Here is a 24220-nt window from a genome sequence, read left to right on the forward strand (position 1 = left end):
CCCGCCGTCTCCCCCGGCAGTCCGCGCAGGCCCCGGCGGCGGCCGCCGTCACGAAAGCCGATCCGGCACTCCGGGCACAGCCGGGCGAGCGGTGCGCGGAGACACGTGTCTTTCGTGGACCAGGTCGAGCTGGACATCGACGCGGAAGCCCCCTGGTCCATGGCCCCTGTCACCGCCACGCGCGGCCTCGTCGCCTACCGCGCCCCCCACGCCGCGGGACGCGCTGCCGGCCTGGCGGCCGGCCCGGAGGACGCACCGCACCGACTCCCCCGGCCCGCACTACTACGCGCGCTGGTTCCGGGACTTCGCCGACACCTCACTCGTCGCGGCCGCGGGCCGGGACGTGCTCGGGTTCCTCATCGGATGCAGGCGTCCGGACGCCCTGGACACCTACTTCGTCCTGCACACCGAAGCCGGCCCGCACCACGGCACCCCGGTCCTCTGTGCCCCGTCTCCTCCGGGCCGCCGCGGAGCGGGAGGTCGCCGAAGGGGCGCGCTTCGCCGGGGCCGCCGTCCCACCCGGGAACACGGCCGGCACCGAGGTCCTGCGAGCAGCTCGCGCGGTGGTACGACGCGCATGCCCACAGGGAGCCGCCGGGTCCCTCGTCGTGGTTGCCGGGCGGCGATCACGACGGGAACCTGCACCGGATCGGCCCGCCGCACGGCGGCTCCTGAGCGCGCCGCACAGCCGGCGCGCCCTGTCGTGAGCCGCGGGGAACCGAGCCGGTGACCGTGCGGATCCGTGGATGGGCGGCGGATCGGACGGCTGATCGCACTACTGGGGAACCGGTACCGCCGCGCGGTCCTCCGGCTGGTCCTGCGGTGCCCGTGCCTCGAGGAACGTCGTGCGGCGGCGCAGCCGGAAGCCGAGGGACTCGTACAGCCGGATGGCGTTCGTGTTCCGGGCACTGGTGTGCAGGAACGGCGTCTCCCCGCGCTCCCGGATGCCGTGCGCCACCGCGAGGATCAGCCGGGTGGCCAGGCCCTGACCGCGGAAGGCGGGGTCGGTGCACACCGCGCTGATCTCGGTCCAGCCCGGCGGATGCAGCCGCTCCCCCGCCATGGCGACCAGCGCTCCGTCGCGGCGGATGCCGAGGTAGGTGCCGAGTTCCACGGTGCGCGGCAGGAACGGGCCGGGCTGGGTGCGCGCCACCAGGTCCAGCATCTCGGGCACGTCCGCCGGCCCCAGCCGCACCGCCTCGGCATCCGGCACGGCGGCCAGTCCGTCGTCCACCAGCTGTACGCCCTCCAGCCGGAAGGTGACCTCCCACCCCGCCGGGAGCCGGCCGCGGAAGCCGGGCAGCGGGACCTCGGCGCCGGGGCCGGCCAGCGCGGCCAGGTCCGCCCAGTCCCGCTCGTCCGGGTCGTCCGGCAGCGCGAGCCACGGCGAGACGTCGACGGGGTAGCGCAGCACCCGGCCGCGCCGCTCGGCGAACCGGGCGTGCGGGCCGGTCAGAGAGGCGAGGGCCGGGTTGTCGAGGACATGCGGGTCGCCGGCGGCGGTCCGGCCGGGGCCGGCGTCCGGGCTGCTCACGACGCTCACGCGGCCCCCTCGATCACGGTGTCGGGCACATACGCCTGGGGCATCCTCGTTTCCTCGCTTCTCTCGGCCGGTCTCTGCGTGTGTCACCGGCCCACCGGGGGCCGGCACCGATCGGCAAGCGACGGCGCGGGGGCGGTATTCCCGGGCCCCGGCAGAGTTCATACAGCCGCAACGATGGGGGCGCCAGCCAGGAACGGAGCACCCGGAACGACAGCGTACGGTTGAACCATGAACGTCACGCGAGGCTTCACGGGCCGCCCGCGCGTCCACAACCCCGGGCTGCCCCCCGGGCAGTACGACGCGCGCGAGGACTGGCCCGTCCTGTCCGCCGAGGTCACCCCGGACCTCTCGCCCGCCGACTGGTCCTTCCGCGTGGACGGCCTGGTCGAACACCCGCACACCTGGGACTGGGACGCCGCGCACGCGTTGCCGGCGTCGGCGTACGAGGGCGACATCCACTGTGTGACCGGCTGGTCGAAGTTCGGCGTGCGGTTCGGCGGCGTCTCGCTGGACGCCTTCCTCGGTGTGGCCCGGCCACATGGGTCCGCCACACATGCCCTCGCCTACTCCCACACCGGCTACACCACCAACCTGCCGCTCGCCGACCTCACCGGCGGGCGGGCCTGGATCGTCTGGGAGTACGACGGCGCGCCGCTGCCGCCCGAGCACGGCGGCCCGGCGCGGCTCGTGGTACCGCACCTGTACTTCTGGAAGAGCGCCAAGTGGATCGCGGGCATCACGCTCCTCGACCACGACGAGCCGGGCTTCTGGGAGCGCAACGGCTACCACGCGCGGGGCAACCCGTGGGAGGAGCAGCGGTACTCCGGTGACTGATGCGACGACTCCCGTGACACGGTTCGCGGTGCCCGGGCGGATCGCCGTGAGCGGCCGGACGGCCTCGCGCTGGCAGACCGCCACGCTGACGGAGATCCGCCGCGAGACACCGCGCGCGACCACGTTCCGCCTGGCGGTGCCGGGGTGGGCGGGGCATCTTCCGGGCCAGCACCTGATGCTGCGGCTGACCGCCCCGGACGGCTACGCGGCGCAGCGCCACTACTCGATCGCGTCGGCGCCGGACGCGTCCGGGCACATCGAACTGACCCTGGACCGGGTGCCGGACGGCGAGGTCTCCGGCTGGTTCCACACCGTGGCCCGGCCCGGGGACACCGTGGAGGTGCGCGGCCCGCTCAGCGGCTTCTTCGCCTGGCCGGGTGACCGGCCCGCGCTGCTGCTCGGGGCCGGGTCCGGGGTCGTACCGCTGATGTCGATGGTCCGGCACCACCGGGCGCGCGGCCTCACCGTCCCGCTGCGGATGCTGGTGTCGGCGCGCAGCCCCGAGGAGCTGATCTACGCGGCCGAGCTGGGCCCGGAGACGACCCCCGTGTTCACCCGCAGCGCTCCGCCCGGGGTGCCGGTGGGACGTATGGCGGCCGCACATGTGGCGCCGCTCCTGGCCGACCGGCCCGAGGGTGGGTGGGAAGCCTATGTGTGCGGCTCCAACGCCTTCGCCGAGCACGCTTCCCGGCTGCTGGTCGCGGCGGGCCAGCCGGTGGAACGCATCCGCATCGAGCGTTTCGGCTGACGACGGTCGCCGGAGCCCGGCAGCGGCGGGCCGGGGGCATACCCCCGGCCGAGCACCGGTGCCGCCCGCCGAGCGGCGCGCCCGCCGAGCACACGGATCGCCGGTGAGCGGCAGGGGCCTCCGCCGAGCAGCGCCTCCGAGCCGAGCAGCGCGCCCGAGGGGAGCGCGCACCTCCCCGAGCCGCGCGCGATCCCCGGCGCCCGGGCCACACGGCGGTACGACGGCCCGCCGGGGCGTGCGGACGCAGTGGCCAGCGCCCGGGCCACACGGCGGTACGACGACCTGCCGGGGTGCGGCCGCAGCACCCGGCGCCCAGGTCGCACCGCAGCACCGGCGTCCGATTCGCCGCGGTACCCGGCGCCCGGGTCGCGCGGCGGCGCTCGGCGCGCGATCGTGGGGCGCGTGGTGTCCGCAGTGCGCCATATGGGCCAGAACTCGCGGTTCGCGGCGTGCGCGAGGTGCTCCGAACGGGGTACGAGACGGGTGTGGACGTTCGTGCGCGTGAGCGGCGCGGGCGGTGGGCCGGGCATCCGGCCCCGTCGGCTCGGCGGCGCCTGCGGTGGCGAGGAGGTGGACATGCGTACCCGGGTGCGTGGCTGGCGCTGGCGGCGCAATCCGCTGCGGCGCCGGGCGGACGTCGTGGAGGCGTGGACGGTGCTGCTGGTCACCGTCCTGCTGTGCGTGGCCGCTCCCCTGGTCGGGGTGTTCGCCGGCCTGCGCGCCCATGACGAGGCCCGGGCACTCGCCGCGGCACAGCGGGCCGAGCGCCACGAGGTGCGCGCCGTCGTGGTGGGCGACCCGGCCGAGCGGCCGTCCGCGCCGCAGGGCGACCGCCGGCAGGCCTACCGCGCCCAGATCCGCTGGACCGAACCGGGCAAGGGCGTCCGGACGGCATGGGCCCAGGTGCCCGCCGGGGCCCGCGCCGGGGAGCCGGTCTCGGTGTGGTTCGACTCCCGGGGCCGCAGCGTGGCGCCGCCGCCGGGCGATGTGGCGGTGTGGCAGCACGCCGTGACCGTCGGCCTGTGCGCGGCGGGCGGCACGGCGACGGCGGTGTACCTCGGCCGGGTGATCCAGCGCCGGATCGCCCTGCGCCACCGGCTCGCCGAGTGGGAGCGGGAATGGGAGCGGACGGGGCCGCGATGGACCCAGCCACGCATGTGACCGGCGGATGATCCGATCTCTGGGAGCCCGCCGTGTCCGTGCGCGCCCACCCGGAACAAGCGCTTACTCAACCCTGGACCTGGGCCCTCGCCTCCCCGGCCGGGCGGTGCGAAAGGGCCTGCACACCCCTGGATCCCTGGCCAAAGATCCGATCACCCACGTACCGTGAGACCGCATGCCCTTCCTTCACAAAGGCGGTTGTCGATGGCCCTGTTCGATCTCCCCCTGGACGAACTCCGCGCGTACCGCAGCGAGTCCACCGAGCCGGAGGATTTCGACGCCTTCTGGGAGAAGACGCTCCAGCAGGCCCGCGAACACGACCTGGACGCGCAGTTCGAGCCGGTGGAGACCGGCCTGACCACGGTCGAGGTCTACGACGTGACGTTCGCCGGGTTCGGCGGCCACCCCGTCAAGGGCTGGCTGCGGCTGCCCGCCGGGGCCACCGGACCGCTGCCGCTGGTGGTGGAGTTCCTCGGCTACGGCGGCGGGCGCGGACTGCCGCACGAGAGCCTGCTGTGGGCGTCGACGGGCCGGGCGCACTTCCTGATGGACACCCGCGGGCAGGGCAGCGCCTGGGGCGGCGGGGGCGACACCGCGGACCCGGTGGGCGCGGCACCGGCCTACCCCGGCTATATGACCCGGGGCATCGACGCGCCCGAGAACTACTACTACCGCCGGGTGATCACCGACGGCGTGCGCGCGGTGGAGGCGGCCCGCTCGCACCCGCTGACCGACGCGACGCGGACCGTGGTGCTCGGCGCCAGCCAGGGCGGCGGCCTGTCGATCGCCGTCGGCGGCCTGGTGCCCGACCTGGTCGCGGTCGCCCCGGACGTGCCGTTCCTGTGCGACTTCCCGCGCGCGGTGACGCTGACGGACCGTCACCCGTACCGGGAGATCGGCCTGTTCCTCAAGACGCATCGCGGGCGCGCCGCGGAGGTGCGGCGCACGCTGTCCTACTTCGACGGGGTGCACTTCGCGGCCCGGGGCCGGGCGCCCGCCTTGTTCTCGGCGGCCCTGGAGGACCAGACGTGCCCGCCGTCGACGGTGTTCGCGGCGTTCAACGCCTGGGGTCACGAGGACAAGGCCATCGAGGTGTACGACTTCAACGACCACGAGGGCGGCGGCCCGTTCCACGAGGCGGCGAAGGTGCGCTGGCTGCGCTCGTACGCCTGAGCGCGGCCGGCGGGCGGGGCGGCCAGGACTCCCTCTTCCCCGCAGACCGGGCAGTCGGTACGTTCGGAGCCACCCGGGCCGCGGCCGGCGCGGACCCGGGTTCCCGGCGACGACGGAGGCCTTATGTCCACGCAGGAGACACCGCCGACGACCCCGCTGATCCACGGGCACTGCGATCCGCGGTTCGCCGCGGTGCGGGATGCGTTCGAGGAGAACTTCCGCGCGCGTGGGGAACTGGGCGCCGCGGTGGCGGTCACCGTCGCCGGGCGGACGGTGGTGGACCTCTGGGGCGGCTGGGCGGACCCGGCGCGGACCCGGCCCTGGGAGCGGGACACCGTGGTCAACGTGTGGTCGACCACCAAGGGGGTCGTGGCCCTGTGCGCCCATCTGCTGGCCGACCGGGGGCTGCTCGACCTGGACGCTCCGGTGGCCGCGTACTGGCCCGAATTCGCCGCCGAGGGCAAGGAGACGGTGTTCGTACGGCATCTTCTGTCGCACCGCGCCGGACTGCCCGGACTGCGCGAACCGCACACCCTCCAGCAGTTGTACGACTGGGAGTCGACCACCGGCCGGCTCGCCGCCGAGGCACCCTGGTGGGAGCCGGGGACCCGGTCCGGGTACCACGCGCTGACGTACGGCTTCCTGGTCGGGGAGGTGATACGGCGGGTCTCGGGGTTGCGGCCGGGGGCCTTCCTGGAGCGGGAGCTGGCCGGGCCGCTGGGAGTCGGTTTCACGGTGGGCCTGCCGGCGCGGGATGCCGGCCGGGCGGCCGAACTGGTGCTCGCGCCGCCCCGGCCGGCCGCCGAACAGGCCGCCGCCTTCGGCGCGTTGACGCCGGTCGCGCGAGCCGCTCTGGCCAATCCGGCCACCGGGCCCGCACAGGCGAACAGCGCCGGCTGGCGGGCGGCGGAGATCCCCGCGGCCAACGGGCACGGCACCGCACGGGCGGTGGCGGCGCTGTACGGCGTCTTCGCCGGGCGCGGCACGTTCAACGGCCGGCGGTTCCTGTCACCGCGGGCCGCGGAGCGGGCGCGGGAGAGCGAGGGGCCCGGCCGCGACCTGGTGCTCGGCGCGGCCTTCGACGGGGAGACCGAGATCGGGCTCGGCCTGTGGCTGAGCGGCCCGCAGGGGCTGTACGGCCCGAACCCGCGCGCTTTCGGCCATGACGGCTTCGGCGGCTCCTGCGGGCTCGCCGACCCGGAGGCCGGGGTGTCGCTGGGCTACGTCATGAACCGCATGGGGCACCGCCTCGCCGATGATCCACGGAAGACGGCGCTGGTGGACGCCCTCTACCGCGCCCTGTGAGCGCGCGTCACGGCGCCCGGTGACCGCCGTGGCCGGGCGGGTGGATTTCGGTCGAAACCATCGGCCGCCCTTCCCTCGTGGTTTAGACCAATGCTAATTGTGGTCGCGCAACGAACCCGGACGACTACGTCTTGTCACCGACAGGAGGGCGCGGCATGGCCCGCACCACCCCGAACGATCCCCCGCCCGTCGACGCCCGGCCCCTGTACGGACGCATAGCGGCGCTGTTACTCGGCGAGCTGCGCGACGGCACGATTCCGCCCGGCGAACGGCTGCCGGGCGAACGGCACTTGGCGGCGCACTTCGGGGTCAGCCGGGAGACCGTCCGCCAGGCGCTGGAGGTGCTGCGCCGCAGCGGTGTGGTCGCCACCGACCGGCGCGGCAGCCACGCCATGCTGCCCGGCCGGCCGGTGGAGTCGCCCGGCTCGCTCGCCTTCCCGGTGGGCGCCCGCCCGGCGGACCCCTGTGCGCTGGACGAGGCCACGGTGACCTGGGAGGTGCCGCCGCCGGAGCACGCGCGGGAACTGGGCCTGGCCCCGCACCGGCCGACGCTGGTGCACCGCTACCGGTCGGTCACACCGGACGGCCGGTCGCTGCGGACGGCGGTGACGTCGTTCTCGGCGGTGGCCCTGGCCGAGGTGGCGGAGCTGGCGCGCTACCGGGACCGGGCCGACGGCGCCACGCCCGCGCAGTTGGGGCGGGCCTACGACTGGATGCGCAAGGCCGGGCTGTGCCTGCACCACCGGGATTCCATCAGCCAGGTCTCGCAGGCCGCCTCGGTCCGGGTGACCCGGCGCGTGCACGACCAGTACGCGCGCCCGCTGGAGATCACGGATCTGGTGGTGCACGCCGAACAGGACGCGCTGGTCTACGAGTTCACCCTGCCCGCCGCGGTGTGACCACCGGGCGCGGCGCGCCGTGCCCCGGCCTGGCTCACCGCCCTGAGGCGACGTCGTTGACGGCGATGTGGGCGAAGGTCATCGCGGGGCCGATGGTGGCACCCACCCGGGCAGGTCTCGCCCATGACGGACGCGGCGGCGTTTCCCGCGGCGTAGAGGCCCCCGATCGCGGTGCCGTCCTCGCGCAGCACCCGGGCGCGGGCGTCCGTCAGCAGGCCGCCCTCGGTCCCGAGGCCGCCGGCGGACGACGGGGACCGCGTAGTAGGGGGGCTTGTCCAGGACGGCCAGGTCGGGGTCGAGACCGGTGAGACCGCCCTGGTCACCGGCGCCGCGCGCGGCCGGGCGCAGGCCGGGCCGGGCCCTTCACTCCCGCTCGTCCCGTTCTTCCACGGCGGCGGATTCGTGCTGTGCGGGCTCGACAGCCACGACGGGCTCTGCCGTCTGCCGGCGGCCGGGACCGGTGCCGTGGTCGTCTCCGTCGACTACCGGCCGGCCCCCGAGCATCCGGCCCCGGCGGCGGTCCGGGACGCCTGCGCGGCGTTCGACTGGGCCGTGCGCCATGCCGCGTCCCCCGGACGGCCGGCCCGACGGTCCGGTACGCGATGGGCGGCTGACGGCGGGGGCGTGCGGGCCGGGAAGGACCGGCTCGAGGACGCGTGCGGCCTTCGGGAGCAAGCCGCCTCCCGTCCTGCCGGCTCTGACGGTGCCGGCGCCGAAGTCGTCCCCGGTGACGCTGTGGTGGCACAGCCGGGTGAGCGGCCGTGTTCCGGCGCCGGTGCCACAGCACAGGTCGAGCCCGTCCGCGAACGGCCCGAGGTACAGCGGCGCGAGCGCCTCGGCCACGGTGTCCAGCACGTGGTCGAACCCCGGCGCGAGCAGGCCGTATCCGCGTTCGACCGACGACAGGGCCTGGCACGGCGAGTTCGCGGACGGTTGGGCCTCGGGACCGAACATGCCGGCAGCCGACGGCGCCACGGCGGACCGCCGTCGCGGGCCCCCGCGCCGCCCTGGACCGAGCACGGCGGAGCCGCCTGCTTCGGCCACGGCCGGTCCGGCTCAGCCGTAGGTCTCGCGGCAGAGGCGGACGATCTCGGGCGCCGCCACGCCGTCCGCCCGGCGGCACAGGTCGCGCATCACGGCGGCGGGCGGGCGGGAGGCCGTACGGGGGCGGGGGGCCTGGTGCCGCACGGGCGGGCGGCGCTTCGCGCGCGGCTGGGGGGCCGGTGCGGCGGGGGTGGTCCGGGGCGCGGCGGGCGCCGGCCCACCGCCGGACGCGGACTCTCGGGTCCGGGCCGCCGGGCCCGGCCGGTCGGGGTGCCTGTCGCCGGTGCGCACGAGCGCCGCCCCGGTGGCCGGCTGGCTCACCGGGGCCCGCAGGGCCGACGGTCTCGTCTCGGCGTCCGGCGGGAGGGCGCGCCGGGAGCCGGCGGCTCCGGGCTGGGGGGCGGGGTTGACGGTGGTGCAGCCGGCGACGCTCACCAGAGCGGCGACCACCAGCGGAAGAAGTCGGCGAGGCACGCGCTCACTGTGCCGCACCGCCCGCGGCGACGGTCCGCTCCACGCCGGATCACCACCCCCACGAGCGACCGGCCGGGGTGACGGACCCGTCACGATGATCGGGTGTCCGCACCGGACTCCGGCAACTCCCTGCCGAACGTTCGCCGTTGCGTGGTGCGGTCGGTGGGCCCGGCGGGTGCTTCCGGCCCTGCGGGAGTGCCACGATCCGGTGGTTTGTTGTCCGAGTCACGGACGCGGCACCCCATCCAGTGGTAGCGTGCTATCAGCACTCGTGCACGCCCACAGTGGGCGCCGGTGCCAGTCTCTCTTTCTCAGCTGATCGCCTCGCCGCTGTCCCGGATCCCCCGGTCCCCGGCGCGTCAGCTTCCCGGTACCGCCTCGTGACGGGCCTTCTCCGCCGTACCCGAGGCACCGTCTCCGCCGCCCGGAGGCAGTCGCAGACGCCTCCCGCTCGCGGCCTCACCCCGCTCTTCCTCCCTGTTCCGTCCGCGAAAGGACACCCGCATGACCACCACACTCGCACCCCCTTCCGAGGCCCCGCAGGCACCGGCCGCCCCGCTCGTCACCGGCGTCCTGGACATCGACGCGCACGGGAAGGGACACCTCAGGGCCGCGAGCCTGCTGCCCACCCCGGCCGACCCGCAGGTCGCACCCGCACTCGTGCGCCGCCACGGACTGCGCAAGGGCGACCTGATCGAGGGCGTCCGGGGCGACCGGCGGACCCTGACCGAGATCGCTCGCGTCAACGGACGCGCCCCCGGGGAACCCCGCGCGCGCCGCCGCTTCCACGAGCTCACCCCGCTCCATCCGCACCGGCGGCTGCGCCTGGAACACCCCGGCGCCGGACTGACCGGGCGCCTCGCCGATCTGCTCGCGCCGGTCGGCAAGGGGCAGCGCGGCCTCATCGTGGCACCGCCCAAGAGCGGCAAGACCGTGCTGCTCCAGCAGCTGGCCGCCGCCGTGGCCGGCAACCACCCCGAGTGCCGGCTGATCGTCCTGCTGCTCGACGAACGGCCCGAGGAGGTCACCGAGATGCGCCGCTCGGTGCGCGGCGAGGTGTACGCCTCCACCTTCGACCGCTCGCCCAAGGACCACATCGCCCTCGCCGAACTGGTCGTGGAACGGGCCAAGCGGCTGGTCGAGGCCGGCGAGGACGTCGTCGTGCTGCTGGACTCGCTGACCCGGCTGTGCCGCGCGTACAACAATGCCTCCGCCGCCGGCGGCCGCACCCTGAGCGGCGGCGTCGACGCGGGCGCGCTGACCGGCCCCAAGCGGTTCTTCGGCGCCGCGCGCCAGGCCGAGGAGGGCGGCTCCCTGACCATCCTCGCCTCGGCGCTGGTGGACACCGGCTCCCGGGCCGACGGGTACTTCTTCGAGGAGCTGAAGAGCACCGGCAACATGGAGCTGCGCCTGGACCGGGAGCTGGCCGCCCGGCGGGTCTTCCCGGCCGTGGACATCGACGCCAGCGGCACCCGCCGCGAGGAACTGCTGCTCACCCCGGCCGAGTTGACCGCCGTACGCGGACTGCGCCGGGCCCTGCGCTCCCGGGAGGGCGGCCCGTCCGCCGTGGAGACCCTGCTCGAACGGCTGCGTGGCACCCCGGACAACGCCGCGTTCCTGCGGCAGATCCGGCCCACCCTCCCGGCGGGCTGACCCCGGCACCGGGCGCCCCGGTGCGGCATCCGGGTTGCCCGGCGCCCCGAACGGCCCCGGCGGGGTGAGGGACCCGCACCGTGTTCGTAGGTTGATCGTATGATCACCGGATTCTCGTATCGCGCGGCAGTGTCGGCCTGCTCCCTCTGTGTGGCGGGCCTGCTGGTGCTCACGCCGGCCGCTGCCGCCGCCGGACCCCCGGCCGGGGAACCCGCCCCGCCCCGCCCCCCGGCGGCGATGCCCGGGCCGTCCCTGCTGTACAGGTCCGGCACCCAGGTCCGGCCGCACCGGGACGCCCCCGAGCTGCCCGACGTCTCGGCGCTCTCCTGGCTCGTCGCCGACGCGGGCAGCGGCGAGGTGCTGGCCGCGCACGACGCACACCGCGAACTGCCCCCCGCCAGCACCCTGAAGACCCTGTTCGCGCTCACCGTCCTGCCCACGCTGCCCGGCGGGCTCCAGCACACCGTGGACTACGACGAACTGGCCGACGTCGGCGAGGGCAGCAGCCTGGTCGGCGTCGAGGAGGGGCACACCTACCGGGTGGCCGACCTGTGGCGGGGGGTGTTCCTCAGCTCCGGGAACGACGCCGTGCACGTCCTCGCCCGGCTCGGCGGCGGCTGGGAGGCCACCGCCGCCCGGATGCAGGACAAGGCCCGCTCGCTCGGCGCGCTGGACACCCATGTCGTCTCCCCGGACGGCTACGACGCCCCCGGCCAGGTGTCCTCCGCCTTCGACCTCGCGGTGTTCGGCCGGGCGGGCCTGCGCGACCCCGACTTCGCCCGGTACTGCGGCACCGCCGAGGCCAGCTTTCCCGGTGACGGCTCGTCGTACCCCATCGAGAACACCAACCGGCTGCTGACGGGCGAGGACGGCGTGGCGCCGTACCCCGGGCTGATCGGGATCAAGAACGGCTACACCAGCAACGCGGGCAACACGCTCGTGGCCGCGGCGCGCCGCGACGGGCACACCCTCGTGGTGAGTGTCCTCAACCCTCAGGCCGACGGCGGGTTGACCGTGTACGAGGAGGCCCGCGCGCTGCTCGACTGGGGCTTCGCGGCGGCCGGTCAGGTGGACCCGGTGGGCTCGCTGGACGGACTGCGCCCGCCCTCCCGCACGGAGCCGTCGGCCGCGCCGGTGGCGGCGGCCGGGGCGCCGGCCTCGGACGACGACTCGGACTGGTCCCCCGCCGCCGTCGTGGCGGGGCTCACCGGGCTCGGCGCGGGAGCCGTGGCGCTGGCGCTGCGGGCCAAGGGCGGCCGGACGGCCCGTAGCTGACCCGCGGGCAGGCCGAGCAGCAGACCCAGCGAGACCCAGACGTAGGCGTTGGCGCCGAGGAACCCGTCGAGGCCCGAGGCGTCACCGGCCCACAGCCAGACCACGCTGGTGCACAGCACCGCGTACAGGGCGCCCGCGATCCGCAGGTGCCCGGCGCGGACCAGGACCGCGAAGGACGGCAACAGCCACACCAGATGGTGCACCCAGGTGATCGGGCTGACCAGGCAGGCCGCGATGCCGGTGAGGGCGAACGCCGCAGGCCAGTCGCCGGCCGCGGCCGCCCGGCGGGCCCGCCACGCCCAGACGCACAGGGTCAGCAGGACCGCCGACGCCCACAGGGGGCGGCCGGTCTCGCCGAGGCGGGCCAGCACCCCTTGCAGCGACTGGTTCGACACATAGTCGAGCCGCCCCACCCGGCCGGTGTCCCACAGCGCCTCGGTCCAGTAGAACCGGGAGGCCGCCGGGTCGGCCCAGGCGGCCAGCGCGGTCGCGGCGGCGGCGACCGCGGTCGCGACGGCCGCCGCCCGGCGCCGTCCGGCGAGCAGCAGCAGCCCGATGAACAGGACCGGCGTCAGCTTCACCGCGGCGGCCAGCCCGGTCCCGGCGCCCGCCCAGCGGCCCCGGCCGGTCGTCAGCAGCAGGCAGTCGGCGAGGACGAGGGCCAGCAGCACCAGGTTCACCTGCCCGAAGCTGAAGGTGTCCCGCAGCGGCTCGAACAGGGCCAGCAGGCACAGGCACAGCGCCCACCGGTACCAGCCGTGGCGCCGCCCGCCGGACCCGGCCAGGATCCGCAGCACCGCCGCGAGCGCGGCCAGGTTCACCAGCAGGGACACGATGATCGCCGTGGTCCGGCCGAGCAGGGCCAGCGGCAGCATGGCCACGGCGGCGAACGGCGGATAGGTGAAGCCGTACACCGTGCCCGGCACCCGGTAGTCGTAGATCCGGCCGCCGTGGTGCGCCCAGGTGTGCACGGTGCCGTAGTACACGCGCAGGTCGAAGAAGCCCCGGAGCAGCGGCACGGTCGCCGTGAACGCGGTGACGGCCGCCACCAGCAGCAGGACCAGCAGCAGCCGGCCCCGGTCGGTGCGCGGTCCCGGACGGTCCGGTCGTGCGCGCGTTCCCCCGGATCGGCTCGGCCCCGTCATGCCGGGCGTCCCGGGACCGGGGCCTGGGCGGCCAGGAGGGCCTGCCACAGGACGACGACGCCGAGGACCCCGCCGGAGACCGCCAGCACCAGCTGCCCCGGGTCGGCGGGCCCGCCGCCGGGCAGCACGGCGAGGCCGAGGACCCCGGCCAGGGCGGCCGACCGGTGCCGTACCGGGGTGCCGGGCGCGGCGGCGGCCACGAGGAACAGGCCCCACAGCGCGTACCAGGGCCGGATCGCCGGGCCGAGGACCGCGACCGCGAGCAGGGACAGGCCGAGCGCGTACACCGGCCGGGCGCGCAGTCTGCGCCCGGTCAGCAGCACGGCGACGGCGGCGGCCGCGAGCCCGAGCAGGTGCCAGGCGGGGACGGCCAGCGGGGCCAGTCCGCTGTCGAGGCGGGTCAGCAGGGCGCCGGTCGCCCGGCCGAGCAGGCTGGTCAGCGCCCAGTTGTGCGGGGAGACCGGCGTGCCCAGGGCACCGATCCAGCCGTAGCCGGTGCCGGCCACGGCCGTCGCGGCGACCGTGGTCGCGGCCGAGGCCGCCGCCGTGGTCAGGACGGCCGGCAGCGGGCGGTCCCCGGAGCGGATCCGCAGGGCGACGACGACCGGCAGACCGAGCGCCGCCGGTACCTTCACCAGGGCGGCCAGGGTGACGAGAACGGCGCCGGCGGCGCCGGCGGCGGGCCGGGGGCCGTGCGCGGCGACCAGACCGAGCCCGAGCAGGCCGAGCATCAGGGCGTCGTTGTGGGCGCCCGCGACCAGGTGGAGCAGCACCAGCGGGTTGAGCGCGCCGAGCCAGAGCGCGGCGGCCGGGTCGGCGCCGCTGTGCCGGGCGAGCCGGGGCAGCGCCCCCGCCATGAGCGCCACGCCGGCCAGCGCGACCAGGCGCATGCCGAGCAGACCGGCGGGGATCTCGCCGTGGGTCAGCCCGGACAGCGCGGAGGCCAGGGCCAGGAAGGCGGGGCCGTAGGGGGCGGCGGTGTGCCGCCACATCGGGGCGACCTCGTCGGCGAGCGGCCCGCCGAGCCGGTCCGGGCCGTGGGCGTAGACGTCCATGTGGGCGTCGGCCATGGCGCCCTGCGCGAGGTAGCTGTAGACATCCCTGCTGAACAGCGGGGGTGCGAGCAGCAGCGGGGCCGCCCAGAGGGCCAGGACGAGCAGCAGGGCGCGCGGGGTGGGCGGACGCGGGCCGCGTACCAGTCGGCCCAGGAACAGCCAGGCCGCCGTCAGCAGGACGATGCCGAAGTACACCCCGACCAGGCCGAGGGCCGCGTGCACCGAGGCGGGCGCCCACAGCTCCCGGACCGGCAGGGCGCCGGCCGTCTCGCCGCCGAGCGCGAGGAAGGCGGTGCCGGCCAGGCCCAGGGCCTGGCAGTGGCGGAGATCGACGGGGAATGCCATGGCCAACACCGGGGCAGCGTGGCAACGCCGGGTGGCCGGTGGGCGACGCCGGTCCTGCCGGGCGGGAGCGGATGTGTGACCGGCAGGGGACGGGCGGGGTCGTCGGCCACGTATGCGTGCACCGAGTGCGTTCAGAAGATCGACAGGCCCGTGAGTGTGGTGAAGCGGTCCAGGGCCGCGACGCCGGCGACCGAGTTGCCGCGTTCGTCCAGGCCCGGGCTCCACACGCACAGCGTGCACCGCCCGGGGACGACGGCGATGATGCCGCCGCCGACCCCGCTCTTGCCGGGCAGGCCCACCCGGTAGGCGAAGTCGCCGGCCGCGTCGTACGTGCCGCAGGTCAGCATGATCGCGTTGACCTGCTTGGCCTGGCTGCGGCTGAGCAGCCGGCTGCCGTCGGCGCGGATGCCGTGCCGGGCGAGGAAACCGGTGGCGAGGGCCAGGTCGGCGCAGGAGGCGGCGATGGAGCACTGCCGGAAGTACTGGTCGAGCAGGACCGGTATGTCGTTGTCGATGTTGCCGTAGGACGCCATGAAGTGGGCGAGGGCGGCGTTGCGGTCGCCGTGCGCGGTCTCGGAGGCGGCCACCTCCGTGTCGAAGTCGAGGGCGGGGTTGCCGCTCTCGGCGCGCAGGAAGTCCAGCAGCTCGCCGGCCGCGTCCCCGGTACGGGTCTGCAGCCGGTCGGTGACGACGAGGGCGCCCGCGTTGATGAACGGGTTGCGCGGGATGCCGTTCTCGTACTCCAGCTGGACCAGCGAGTTGAACGGGTTGCCGGAGGGTTCGCGGCCCACGTGCTCCCAGAGTTCGTCGCCCTCGCGGGCCAGGTCCAGGGCGAGCGTGAAGACCTTGGTGATCGACTGCGCGGAGAACGGCTCCCGCCAGTCCCCCACCCCGTACACCGTCCCGTCCGGCTCGGCGACGGCCATGCCGAAGCTGCGCGGGTCGCGGGCCGCGAGGGCCGGGATGTAGTCGGCGGGACGGCCGCGCCCGGGCGTGTGGCTGATCTCCTCGGCGATGCGCTCCAGGACCGGCAGGAAGGTGGCGGACGACGTCGTTGTCATGATCACCATTGTGCCTCCCGGCCGGTTCCCGGGGCTTGTCGAGGTGGCCTTGTCGCAGGTCAGGCGGCCGGTGCCCCGCTGCCCGCGACGATCTCCGGGCGCAGCAGCTCGGCCAGCCGGCCGGGAGGCAGCAGGCCCTTCTCCAGCACCAGTTCGGCCACGCCGCGGCCGGTGGCGAGGGCCTCCTTGGCGATGTCGGTCGCGGCCGTGTAGCCGATGTGCGGATTGAGCGCGGTGACCAGGCCGATGGAGTTCTCCACGGTCGCGCGCAGCCGCTCGGTGTTCGCGGTGATGCCGGAGACACAGCGCTCGGCCAGCGTGCGGCAGGCGCTCTCCAGGTGCGTGATCGACTTCGACAGGGAGTGCAGGATGATCGGCTCGAAGGCGTTGAGCTGGAGCTGCCCGGCCTCGGCGGCCATGGTGATGGCGACGTCGTTGCCGATCACCTCGAACGCGACCTGGTTGACCACCTCGGGGATGACCGGGTTGACCTTGCCCGGCATGATCGACGACCCGGCCTGCACCGGCGGCAGGTTGATCTCGCCGAGGCCCGCGCGCGGACCGGAGGACAGCAGGCGCAGGTCGTTGCAGCTCTTGGAGAGCTTGACCGCGATCCGCTTCAGCACGCCGGACATCTGGACGAAGGCGCCGCAGTCCTGGGTGGCCTCTACCAGGTTGGCGGCGGTGACCAGCGGAAGGCCGGTGATGGCGGACAGATGGCGGCGGGCGGCCTCGGCGTACCCGGCGGGTGCGTTGAGGCCGGTGCCGATGGCCGTGGCGCCGAGGTTGATCTCGTGGATCAGCTCGACGGCCTCGGCGAGACGGCTGCGGTCCTCCTCGATCATGACGGCGAACGCGGAGAACTCCTGACCCAGCGTCATGGGTACCGCGTCCTGCAACTGTGTACGGCCCATCTTGAGTACGTCACGGAACTCGACGGCCTTGCGGGCGAAGGCGTCCTGGAGTACGGACATCGCCTTGAGCAGTCCACGTACCGCGAAGACCGTCGCTATCTTGACGGCGGTCGGGTAGACGTCATTGGTTGACTGGCTCAGGTTGACATCCTCGTTGGGATGCAGAGGTGTGTACTGCCCCTTGGTGTGGCCGAGCAGTTCCAGCGCGCGGTTGGCCACGACCTCGTTGGCGTTCATGTTGGTGGACGTGCCGGCGCCGCCCTGGACGACGTCCACGACGAACTGGTCGTGCAGCTTCCCGGCGCGGATCTCGCGGCAGGCGGCGACGATCGCGGCGGCCTTCCCGGGCGCCAGCAGACCGAGTTCCTCGTTGGCGAGGGCGGCGGCCTCCTTGACGGCGGCCAGGGCGTCGATCAGGTGCGGGTAGGCGGAGATCGGGGTGCCGGTGATGGGGAAGTTCTCCGTCGCGCGCAGGGTGTGGATGCCCCAGTACGCGTCGGCGGGGACGTCACGGTCGCCGAGCAGGTCGTGCTCGCGGCGGGTGGCGGCGGTCATGAGGGTGCGGGTCTCTTTCTGGGTGCGGTATCCGGCGGTACTACGAGCGGGCGGCGACCGGGGCGGGGTCGAGGGCGCGCACGGGCCGCACGCTGCCCACCGGCTCGCCTCCGCCGAGCAGCGGCTCCCCCGCGAACTCGGTGAGCAGCGCGGGGTCGACGCCGGCGCGGGCGAGTGCCGCCGCGGCGACGGGGATCCGGGCGCGGTTCGCCCCGTCGGCGATCTTCACGGCGACGGCCCTGCCGTCGGGCAGCGCCGCGACCTGGACGCCCTCGAAGCCGTCCTTGGCGAGCAGTCCGGGCACGGCCCGCATGAGCGCGGCGACGTCCCGGCCGGAGCCGGAGGCCATCTCGGCGTGCTCGCGCATGGCGTCGGCGACCCGGGCCTCGGGGGTGCCGGGGGCGGCCGTGGTGATCCGGGCGAGGGCGCGGGCGAGGCCGTGCAGGGAGATGGCGAACAGCGGGGCGCCGCAGCCGTCCACGGTGACGCGGGCGGCCCGCTGGCCGGTCAGGTCCTCGACGGTGGCGGCGATCATCCGCTGGAGCGGGTGCGCCGGGTCCAGGTAGTCGTCCAGGGACCAGCCGTTGAGCTTGGCCGTCCACAGCATGGCGGCGTGCTTGCCGGAGCAGTTCTGGGCGAGCCGCGAGGGCATGCGGCCCTCGCGCACCCAGGCGTCCCGGACGACCGGGTCGAACGGCATGTCGGGCACGTTGCGCAGGTCGTCCTCGGCGAGTCCGGCCAGTTCCAGGATGCGCCGGGTGCCGGCCAGGTGCCGCTCCTCGCCGGAGTGGCTGGCGGCGGCCAGCGACAGCAGTTCGCCGTCGAGCGGCAGCCCGGCCCGCAGCATGGCCACGGCCTGGACTGGCTTGAGGGCCGAGCGCGGGTAGAAGGCCGCCTCGATGTCGCCGAGCTGGAAGCGCACCCGGCCGTCGGCGTCGAGGACGACGACGGATCCGTAGTGGATGCCCTCGACGACCCCGCCGCGAACGAGGTGGGCGACGGGGGCGTGGAGGGGTTCGCGGACGAAGGGGGCGTCGGCGGGGGAACTGCTGTACATCACTGCCTGTATCAAGGGGTCGGGGTCGGCCGGAACGCGGGTCACGCGCCGGCGCCGGTGGAGGTGCGGGCCACGCGGGCGCGGACGGCGTACCAGCCCGCGACCAGCGCCGCGACGATCAGCGGCAGACAGAGCACGGTGGTGCGTCCGGCGCCGCCGTCGGCGTACATGAGGACCACGACGGAGGCGAGGAACGCCAGCGTCACGAGTTCGGTCCAGGGGGAGCCCGGCAGCCGGTAGGCCGGGCGGGTCAGGTCGCCCTGCCGGGTCTTCCGCCAGAAGAGCAGGTGACAGACCATGATCATGGCCCAGGTGGCGAGGATGCCGATCGCCGCGAAGTTGAGGACGATCTCGAACGCCTCGGCGGGGACCACGTAGTTCAGGCCGACGCCGAGGACGCAGATCCCGCTGGTGAGCAGGATGCCGCCGTAGGGGACCTGGCTGCGGCTCATCCGGGAGGTGAAGGCGGGGGCGGAGCCGCTCATCGCCATGGAGCGCAGGATGCGGCCGGTGGAGTAGAGGCCGGAGTTCAGCGACGACAGGGCCGCGGTCAGGACGACCAGGTTCATCACGCCGCCGGCCGCCGGGACGCCGATGTTCGACAGGACCGTGACGAAGGGGCTCTCGCCGGCGGAGTACTTGTTCCACGGCAGGAGCATCGACAGCAGGACGACCGAGCCGACGTAGAACACGCCCACCCGCCACATGATCGAGTTGATCGCCTTCGGCATGATCTTCTCGGGGTTCTCGGTCTCGCCGGCGGCGACGCCGACCAGCTCGACGGAGGCGTAGGCGAAGACGACGCCCTGGATGATCAGCAGCATGGGCAGCAGGCCGTGCGGGAAGATGCCGCCGTTGCCGGTGATCAGGGACGGGCCGGGGTGGTGGCCGTCGACCGGGTGCTGGGTGACCAGCAGGTAGATGCCGATGCACATGAACACGAGGAGCGCGCCGACCTTGACGATCGCGAACCAGAACTCCAGTTCGCCGAAGATCTTGACCGATATCAGATTGACGGTCAACACGACCGCGAGGGCGATCAATGCGATCAACCATTGCGGGATGTCGGAGAACATCCCCCAGTAGTGGGTGTAGGTGGCGACCGCCGTGATGTCGGCGATACCGGTCGTCGCCCAGTTGAGGAAGTACATCCAGCCCGCGGTGTAGGCGCCCTTCTCGCCCAGGAACTCCCGGGCGTACGAGACGAAGGCGCCGGAGGACGGGCGGTAGAGCACGAGTTCGCCGAGGGCGCGGACGACCAGGAAGGCGAAGACGCCGCAGACGGCGTACGCGATGAAGAGGGAGGGCCCGGCGTCGGCGAGCCGGCCGCCCGCGCCGAGGAAGAGGCCGGTGCCGATGGCACCGCCGATGGCGATCATGTTGACGTGCCGGTGCTTCAGGCCCTTGCTGTAGCCGGCGTCCCCGGCGTCGACATGACCGGTCGAGGGGCGCGTCTCGTCTTTGAGGTGCTGTTCGCTCACGCCTCGGTTCCGCCTTCTTCCGTGAGGGGATGCGTCCGCTGCGGGCGGACGATGTCGGTGAGGGTCGTCTCGACGCGGTCCAGGTGGTGGCTCATGGCCTGCACGGCGTCGTGTTCGCTGCCGTCGACCAGCGCCTCGACGATCGCCCGGTGCTCGCGGTTGGACTGCTCGCGGCGCCCGCCCAGCTCGTTGAGGAAGGCCGACTGACGCGCCAGTGCGTCGCGGATCTCCTCGATGACCCGGCGGAAGACCGGGTTCTGGGCGGCCTCGGCCACGGCGAGGTGGAAGAGGGTGTCCATCGCGACCCAGGCGGTGGTGTCCGTCTCCCGCTCCATGCGGTCGAGCAGATGGGCCAGGTGGTCCAGGTTCTCCGGGGTGCGGCGCACGGCCGCGTAACCGGCGACCGGGATCTCGATGTGGCGGCGCACCTCCAGCAGGTCGCTGGCCGCGTAGTCGCCGAAGGTGGGGTCCTCGACGGTGTTCGCGATCACGAAGGTGCCCTTGCCGGTGCGGGAGACCGTCAGGCCCATGGTCTGCAGCGCGCGCAGCGCTTCGCGGAGCACGGGCCGGGACACCTCGAGGGTGCGGCACAGCTCGGCTTCGGAAGGGAGCTTGTCGCCGATGGCGTACCGGCCGCTCTCGATGGCGCCGCGGAGGTGGTCGAGTACCGCTTCCATGGCGCTGACGCGCCGGGGGACGAGACCACCTGTCTGGCTGTCTGACAGGTTCACGGGTGCGATCCTGCGGGCTGCGGGCAGACACTGTCAAGGCGTGCGGTAAGAAAAGATTCACGGGGTGCGGCGCCTGAATGCGGGCATCCGCACCCCGTGGGTGAACAGCGGCGGCGGTTCAGCCGCCGAGCGTGCCGGTGGCGAGCAGGCCGAGCAGGAGCACGCCGACGACGATCCGGTAGATCACGAAGGCGTTGAAGGAGTGCTTGGCGACGAACTTCAGCAGCCAGGCGATCGAGGCGTAGGCGACCACGAACGACACCACCGTGCCGACGGCGAGCGGGGCGGCCCCGACCCCCGCGCCGAGGGCGTCCTTCAGCTCGTACAGGCCGGCGCCGGTCAGGGCCGGGATGCCGAGGAAGAAGGACAGCCGGGTGGCGGCGACGCGGTCCAGGTCCAGGATGAGCGCCGTGGACATGGTGGCGCCGGAGCGCGAGAAGCCCGGGAAGAGCAGGGCGAGGATCTGCGAGCAGCCGACCCACATCGCGTCCTTGAAGGAGGTGTCGTCCTCGCCGCGCTTGTGCCGGCCCATCTGGTCGGCGGCCCACATCACGCCGGAGCCGAGGATCAGCGAGCCGGCGACCACCCACAGGGAGGCGAGCGGGCCGTCGATCAGCGGCTTGGCGGCGAGACCCACCAGCACGATCGGGACGGTGGCGGCGATCACCCACCAGGCGAACTTGTAGTCGTGGTGGTAACGCTCCTCGCGGTCGGCCAGGCCTCGGAACCAGGCGGTGACGATCCGCCGGATGTCCTTGAAGAAGTACACGAGCACGGCGGCGATGGCGCCGACCTGGATGACGGCGGAGAACCCCACGACGGACGAGTCGTCGACGGGGATGTCCATGAGCCCCTCGGCGATCTTGAGGTGTCCGGTGGAGGACACCGGGAGGAACTCGGTCACCCCCTCGACTACTCCGAGGACGACGGCCTGACCGACGGAGATGGCGCTCATGGGATCCAGTTCTGGGGAGGAGTGGGTCGACAGTGCCGTAGACAGTACTCACTGGTCCGGACCGCGCGGCACACGCTCAGGCCCACAGGAGCCCGGCGAGTGAGACCCCGGTGAAAGCCGCGGCGAGCCCCGCCGCCACACTCGCCACGACGTTCCCGGCGGCGTAGAGGCCGGAGCCGGCCTCGGTCAGCCGGAGGGTCTCGTAGGAGAAGGTCGAGTACGTCGTCAGCGCGCCGCACAGCCCGGTACCCAGCAGAAGCCGCAGGTGGGGACCGGCGGCCCCGGCGGAGGCGGCGCCCGTGACCAGGCCGAGGACCAGGCAGCCGACGACGTTCACCACGAAGGTGCCCCACGGGAAGAGCGAGTCGTGCCGGGCCTGTACGGCGCGGTCGGTGAGGTAGCGCAGGGGGGCGCCGACCATGGCGCCCACGACGACCAGCAGCCAGTTCACAACGACTTCTTACCCTCCGGGTCCGTTTCCTCCGGGCCGTCGCAGGCCCCTGTCCACCGGACGACCTCGCACGCGTCCAGGGTCACCAGGCCCCGGCCGGCCAGCTCGCCGAGCCGGGGCAGGAACGCCCGGATCCGCTCCTCGGTGTCCACCACGACCACCGCGACCGGCAGGTCCTCGCTCAGGGACAGCAGCCGGGAGGTGTGGATGCGGGAGGAGGCGCCGTAGCCCTCGATGCCCCGGAAGACGCTGGCGCCGGCGAGTCCGGCGGCGTGCGCGCGGTGCACGATCTCGGAGTAGAGGGGCCGGTGGTGCCAGGTGGCGTTCTCGCCGACGTAGACGGTCAGCCGCAGGGCGCGGGCGGTGCGGGGGGTCATCGCTGCCTCCGTGCTCGTCGCTGCCCGCGGACCCATCGCCGCCTCCGGGCCGCACGCTGTCCGCCGGCTCATCGCCGACTCCCGGCTCATCGCTGGCTTCCGGCTCGACGCTGTCTCCCGGCGAAGACCCGGCGGGCGGCGGCCGAGGCCAGCCACACCGCGGCGAGGGCGGCGCACAGCGTCGCGGCCAGATAGGCGAGTGCCGGGCCGGGGCGGCCGGCGTCGGCGAGCCCGCGGATGTCGACCGCGTAGGTGGAGAAGGTGGTGTAGCCGCCGAGCACGCCGGTGCCGAGGAACGGCCGCAGCAGGCGGTGGGCGGCCCACACGTCGGTGACGAACACCATGAGGACGCCCATGGCGGCGCAGCCGGAGACATTGGTCCAGAAGGTCGCCCAGGGGAAGCCGCCGGGGGGTGTGGGCCAGGCGAGCGTGAGGGCGTAGCGGGCCGTGGCGCCGAGCGCGCCGCCGGCCGCCACCACCGCGACGACGGGGGCCTGCGCACGCCATTCGGACCGCCGGGGTGGTGCGGGGCGGACGCCGTGGGTCCGCGCCTGCGGGGCTGTCATCGGTACGTCTCCTCTTTCGGCCCTGCCCCGTCGGGCGATCAAGGCCGGAACCCAGCGTACCGCCGGGTCAGCGGGCGGCAGGCCGGGCGCAGACCGCCACCCCGGGCTCCCACAGGCTGCCCAGCACCAGGTGGTCACCGGTGACGCAGACGCTGGTGACCATGCGGAAACCGGACCGGCGGCGGGCGAGGTGGTGGACGACGCGCCCCTCGTCGTCCACGGCCACGACGCCGGCGGTCCCGCTCGGGCGGTACGGCAGGTGCACGGCGGCCCGGGCGGCGGCGCGGCGGACGGCCGGCGAAGCGCGGTGCAGCAGGTCCAGCGGGGGGACCCGGGGACTGGCCAGGGCGATCCAGACCGGGCCGCCGGGGCCCTCGCGCCACATGTTGTCCGGCATGCCGGGCAGGTCGGCGAAGGGCTCGGCGTGTCCCGCGCGGGGGCCGGTGAGCCGGTAGCGGACCAGGCGGCGGGCGCCGGTCTCGGCGAGCACCAGGAAGGAGCCGTCGGCCGCGACGGCGAGGCCGTTGGCGAACCGCAGCCCCTCCAGCACGACCTCGGGCTCGCCGCCCTCGGGGGGCAGCCGCAGCAGGCGTCCGGTGCCGGTGTGCTCGACGATGTCGCCGATCCACCGGTCCAGGGGGTGGCGGCGGCTGGAGACGGTGAAGTACAGGGTGCCGTCGGGCAGGGCGACGGCGTTGCTGCAGAAGCGGAGCCGCTCCCCCGCCACCGAGTCCGCGAGGACCCGGACGGTGCCGTCCTCCGTGCCCACCCGCAGCAGGCCGCGTTCGGCGTCGCAGACCACCAGGTCGCCGTCCGGGAGGAGTTCCAGCCCGAGGGGACGGCCGCCGGTGCGGGCCAGCACCTCGGTGCGGGCCGTGCGCGGGTCGCCGAGGTGGTGGACGCGGAGGATGCGCCCGTCGGCCACTCCGGTCAGCACCCGCCCGTGCGGGTCGGGGACGACGTCCTCGGGGCCGCGCGCGCCCAGGGAGACGTAGTGCAGGGGCACGAGTTCCGCGGGTCGGTTCACGGGCGTCACCTCACGCCCGCCGACGACCGCCCAGGACGATGAGAACACGTCACCAGCCCTTCTCGAAGATCCTGGCCACCTCGGCGATGCGGATCTCGTCGCGCCGGTAGTGGGTGCGGCAGCGGATCCGGCGGGTGCGCAGCATGCCGAGGCGGGCGAGGAAGTCCAGGTGGGCACGGACGGTCCGCGGGGGCAGGCCCAGCTTGGCGGCGACGGCCCGCGCGGTGACGCCCGTGGCGGCGAGGTCGCGGCGGCGCCCGGCCGGGAAGTGGGCCGGTGGGTCCTTGAGCCACTCCAGGATGGTGTGCCGTATCCGGCCCGTGGGAGCCCCCGGGGAAGTCACCGTCATCCGTTCGCCTCCGTCCCCGGCCTCCTCGTACGCAGTGTTCCC

At 74.4% G+C, this 24220-nt stretch carries 22 protein-coding genes and 4 pseudogenes; 9 read left to right on the forward strand and 17 right to left on the reverse strand.

Annotated elements, in window-relative coordinates:
- Positions 1 to 775 precede the first annotated feature (775 nt).
- The gene (locus tag HB370_RS05770; protein ID WP_030784104.1) at positions 776 to 1543 is read right to left on the reverse strand and encodes a GNAT family N-acetyltransferase; all 768 of its coding nucleotides are present in this window, start codon (positions 1541 to 1543) and stop codon (positions 776 to 778) included.
- Between the two features lie 228 nt (positions 1544 to 1771).
- Between HB370_RS05770 and HB370_RS05775 the strand changes: the two genes are divergently transcribed.
- From HB370_RS05775 to HB370_RS05800, 6 genes are all read left to right on the forward strand, one after another.
- Positions 1772 to 2377, forward strand: a complete 606-nt coding sequence (locus tag HB370_RS05775) for a sulfite oxidase-like oxidoreductase (protein WP_030784107.1) — start codon at positions 1772 to 1774, stop codon at positions 2375 to 2377.
- On the forward strand, positions 2370 to 3125 hold the full coding sequence (locus HB370_RS05780; RefSeq protein ID WP_030784111.1) for a ferredoxin reductase: 756 nt from the start codon (positions 2370 to 2372) through the stop codon (positions 3123 to 3125). Before HB370_RS05775 ends, HB370_RS05780 begins: the two co-directional genes overlap by 8 nt.
- 576 nt (positions 3126 to 3701) lie before the next feature.
- A complete protein-coding gene (locus HB370_RS05785) occupies positions 3702 to 4286 on the forward strand; it encodes a hypothetical protein (RefSeq protein ID WP_030784113.1) in 585 nt (194 codons plus the stop codon).
- 204 nt (positions 4287 to 4490) lie between these two features.
- Positions 4491 to 5459 carry an acetylxylan esterase gene (locus HB370_RS05790; RefSeq protein WP_030784115.1) on the forward strand — a complete coding sequence of 323 codons (969 nt, stop codon included), beginning with the start codon at positions 4491 to 4493 and terminating at the stop codon, positions 5457 to 5459.
- A 123-nt stretch (positions 5460 to 5582) separates the two neighbouring features.
- Positions 5583 to 6764, forward strand: coding sequence for an EstA family serine hydrolase (locus tag HB370_RS05795; RefSeq protein WP_030784121.1), 1182 nt, complete (start codon positions 5583 to 5585; stop codon positions 6762 to 6764).
- A gap of 155 nt (positions 6765 to 6919) precedes the next feature.
- Complete coding sequence (locus HB370_RS05800; protein WP_030784124.1) at positions 6920 to 7663, forward strand: GntR family transcriptional regulator; 744 nt, start codon at positions 6920 to 6922, stop codon at positions 7661 to 7663.
- A 34-nt stretch (positions 7664 to 7697) separates the two neighbouring features.
- Here the strand turns inward: HB370_RS05800 and HB370_RS41745 are convergent.
- Positions 7698 to 7902, reverse strand: a pseudogene (locus HB370_RS41745) (FAD-binding protein); the annotation flags it as partial.
- Between the two features lie 163 nt (positions 7903 to 8065).
- Here HB370_RS41745 and HB370_RS41750 point away from each other — a divergent pair.
- A pseudogene (locus HB370_RS41750) lies at positions 8066 to 8170 on the forward strand (alpha/beta hydrolase fold domain-containing protein); the annotation flags it as partial.
- 192 nt (positions 8171 to 8362) lie between these two features.
- Here HB370_RS41750 and HB370_RS05815 read toward each other — a convergent pair.
- Both HB370_RS05815 and HB370_RS05820 read right to left on the reverse strand, forming a co-directional pair.
- Positions 8363 to 8617, reverse strand: a pseudogene (locus HB370_RS05815) (SAM-dependent methyltransferase); the annotation flags it as partial.
- 102 nt (positions 8618 to 8719) lie between these two features.
- Positions 8720 to 9181 carry a hypothetical protein gene (locus HB370_RS05820; protein WP_244405431.1) on the reverse strand — a complete coding sequence of 154 codons (462 nt, stop codon included), beginning with the start codon at positions 9179 to 9181 and terminating at the stop codon, positions 8720 to 8722.
- A gap of 504 nt (positions 9182 to 9685) precedes the next feature.
- Between HB370_RS05820 and rho the strand changes: the two genes are divergently transcribed.
- A complete protein-coding gene (rho, locus tag HB370_RS05825; protein ID WP_030784131.1) occupies positions 9686 to 10834 on the forward strand; it encodes a transcription termination factor Rho in 1149 nt (382 codons plus the stop codon).
- A gap of 99 nt (positions 10835 to 10933) precedes the next feature.
- Positions 10934 to 12109 (forward strand): serine hydrolase, encoded by a 1176-nt coding sequence (locus tag HB370_RS05830; protein ID WP_078637547.1) that lies wholly within the window; start codon positions 10934 to 10936, stop codon positions 12107 to 12109.
- Positions 12110 to 12333: 224 nt separating this feature from the next.
- On the opposite strand, the pseudogene HB370_RS41755 reads toward HB370_RS05830, so the two are convergent.
- The 13 genes and pseudogenes from HB370_RS41755 to HB370_RS05890 form a co-directional block, all read right to left on the reverse strand.
- Positions 12334 to 13254, reverse strand: a pseudogene (locus HB370_RS41755) (glycosyltransferase family 87 protein); the annotation flags it as partial.
- Complete coding sequence (gene mptB / locus HB370_RS05835; protein WP_030784134.1) at positions 13251 to 14654, reverse strand: polyprenol phosphomannose-dependent alpha 1,6 mannosyltransferase MptB; 1404 nt, start codon at positions 14652 to 14654, stop codon at positions 13251 to 13253. The gene mptB and the pseudogene HB370_RS41755, both read right to left, overlap by 4 nt.
- A 131-nt stretch (positions 14655 to 14785) precedes the next feature.
- Positions 14786 to 15724 carry a glutaminase gene (locus HB370_RS05840; RefSeq protein ID WP_030784137.1) on the reverse strand — a complete coding sequence of 313 codons (939 nt, stop codon included), beginning with the start codon at positions 15722 to 15724 and terminating at the stop codon, positions 14786 to 14788.
- A gap of 50 nt (positions 15725 to 15774) precedes the next feature.
- Positions 15775 to 17184, reverse strand: a complete 1410-nt coding sequence (gene aspA / locus HB370_RS05845; RefSeq protein WP_030784141.1) for an aspartate ammonia-lyase — start codon at positions 17182 to 17184, stop codon at positions 15775 to 15777.
- A 40-nt stretch (positions 17185 to 17224) separates the two neighbouring features.
- On the reverse strand, positions 17225 to 18241 hold the full coding sequence (locus HB370_RS05850; RefSeq protein WP_030784144.1) for an asparaginase: 1017 nt from the start codon (positions 18239 to 18241) through the stop codon (positions 17225 to 17227).
- A 41-nt stretch (positions 18242 to 18282) separates the two neighbouring features.
- Positions 18283 to 19722 (reverse strand): amino acid permease, encoded by a 1440-nt coding sequence (locus HB370_RS05855; protein ID WP_030784147.1) that lies wholly within the window; start codon positions 19720 to 19722, stop codon positions 18283 to 18285.
- Complete coding sequence (locus HB370_RS05860) at positions 19719 to 20399, reverse strand: FadR/GntR family transcriptional regulator (RefSeq protein WP_030784150.1); 681 nt, start codon at positions 20397 to 20399, stop codon at positions 19719 to 19721. Before HB370_RS05860 ends, HB370_RS05855 begins: the two co-directional genes overlap by 4 nt.
- Positions 20400 to 20571: 172 nt before the next feature.
- Entirely contained in the window at positions 20572 to 21408 is an 837-nt protein-coding gene (locus tag HB370_RS05865; protein WP_030784153.1) for an undecaprenyl-diphosphate phosphatase, read from the reverse strand.
- Between the two features lie 76 nt (positions 21409 to 21484).
- Positions 21485 to 21859 carry a fluoride efflux transporter CrcB gene (gene crcB, locus HB370_RS05870; protein WP_030784156.1) on the reverse strand — a complete coding sequence of 125 codons (375 nt, stop codon included), beginning with the start codon at positions 21857 to 21859 and terminating at the stop codon, positions 21485 to 21487.
- The gene (locus HB370_RS05875; RefSeq protein WP_030784158.1) at positions 21856 to 22236 is read right to left on the reverse strand and encodes a DUF190 domain-containing protein; all 381 of its coding nucleotides are present in this window, start codon (positions 22234 to 22236) and stop codon (positions 21856 to 21858) included. Before HB370_RS05875 ends, crcB (HB370_RS05870) begins: the two co-directional genes overlap by 4 nt.
- Positions 22237 to 22322: 86 nt before the next feature.
- Positions 22323 to 22802, reverse strand: a complete 480-nt coding sequence (gene crcB / locus HB370_RS05880; protein WP_030784161.1) for a fluoride efflux transporter CrcB — start codon at positions 22800 to 22802, stop codon at positions 22323 to 22325.
- Between the two features lie 67 nt (positions 22803 to 22869).
- A complete protein-coding gene (locus HB370_RS05885; RefSeq protein WP_030784164.1) occupies positions 22870 to 23829 on the reverse strand; it encodes an SMP-30/gluconolactonase/LRE family protein in 960 nt (319 codons plus the stop codon).
- Between the two features lie 49 nt (positions 23830 to 23878).
- Complete coding sequence (locus tag HB370_RS05890) at positions 23879 to 24178, reverse strand: helix-turn-helix domain-containing protein (RefSeq protein ID WP_030784168.1); 300 nt, start codon at positions 24176 to 24178, stop codon at positions 23879 to 23881.
- Between the last annotated feature and the right edge of the window lie 42 nt (positions 24179 to 24220).

It is taken from the genome of Streptomyces sp. DSM 40868 (assembly GCF_011820545.1).
Lineage (GTDB): Bacteria > Actinomycetota > Actinomycetes > Streptomycetales > Streptomycetaceae > Streptomyces > Streptomyces eurythermus.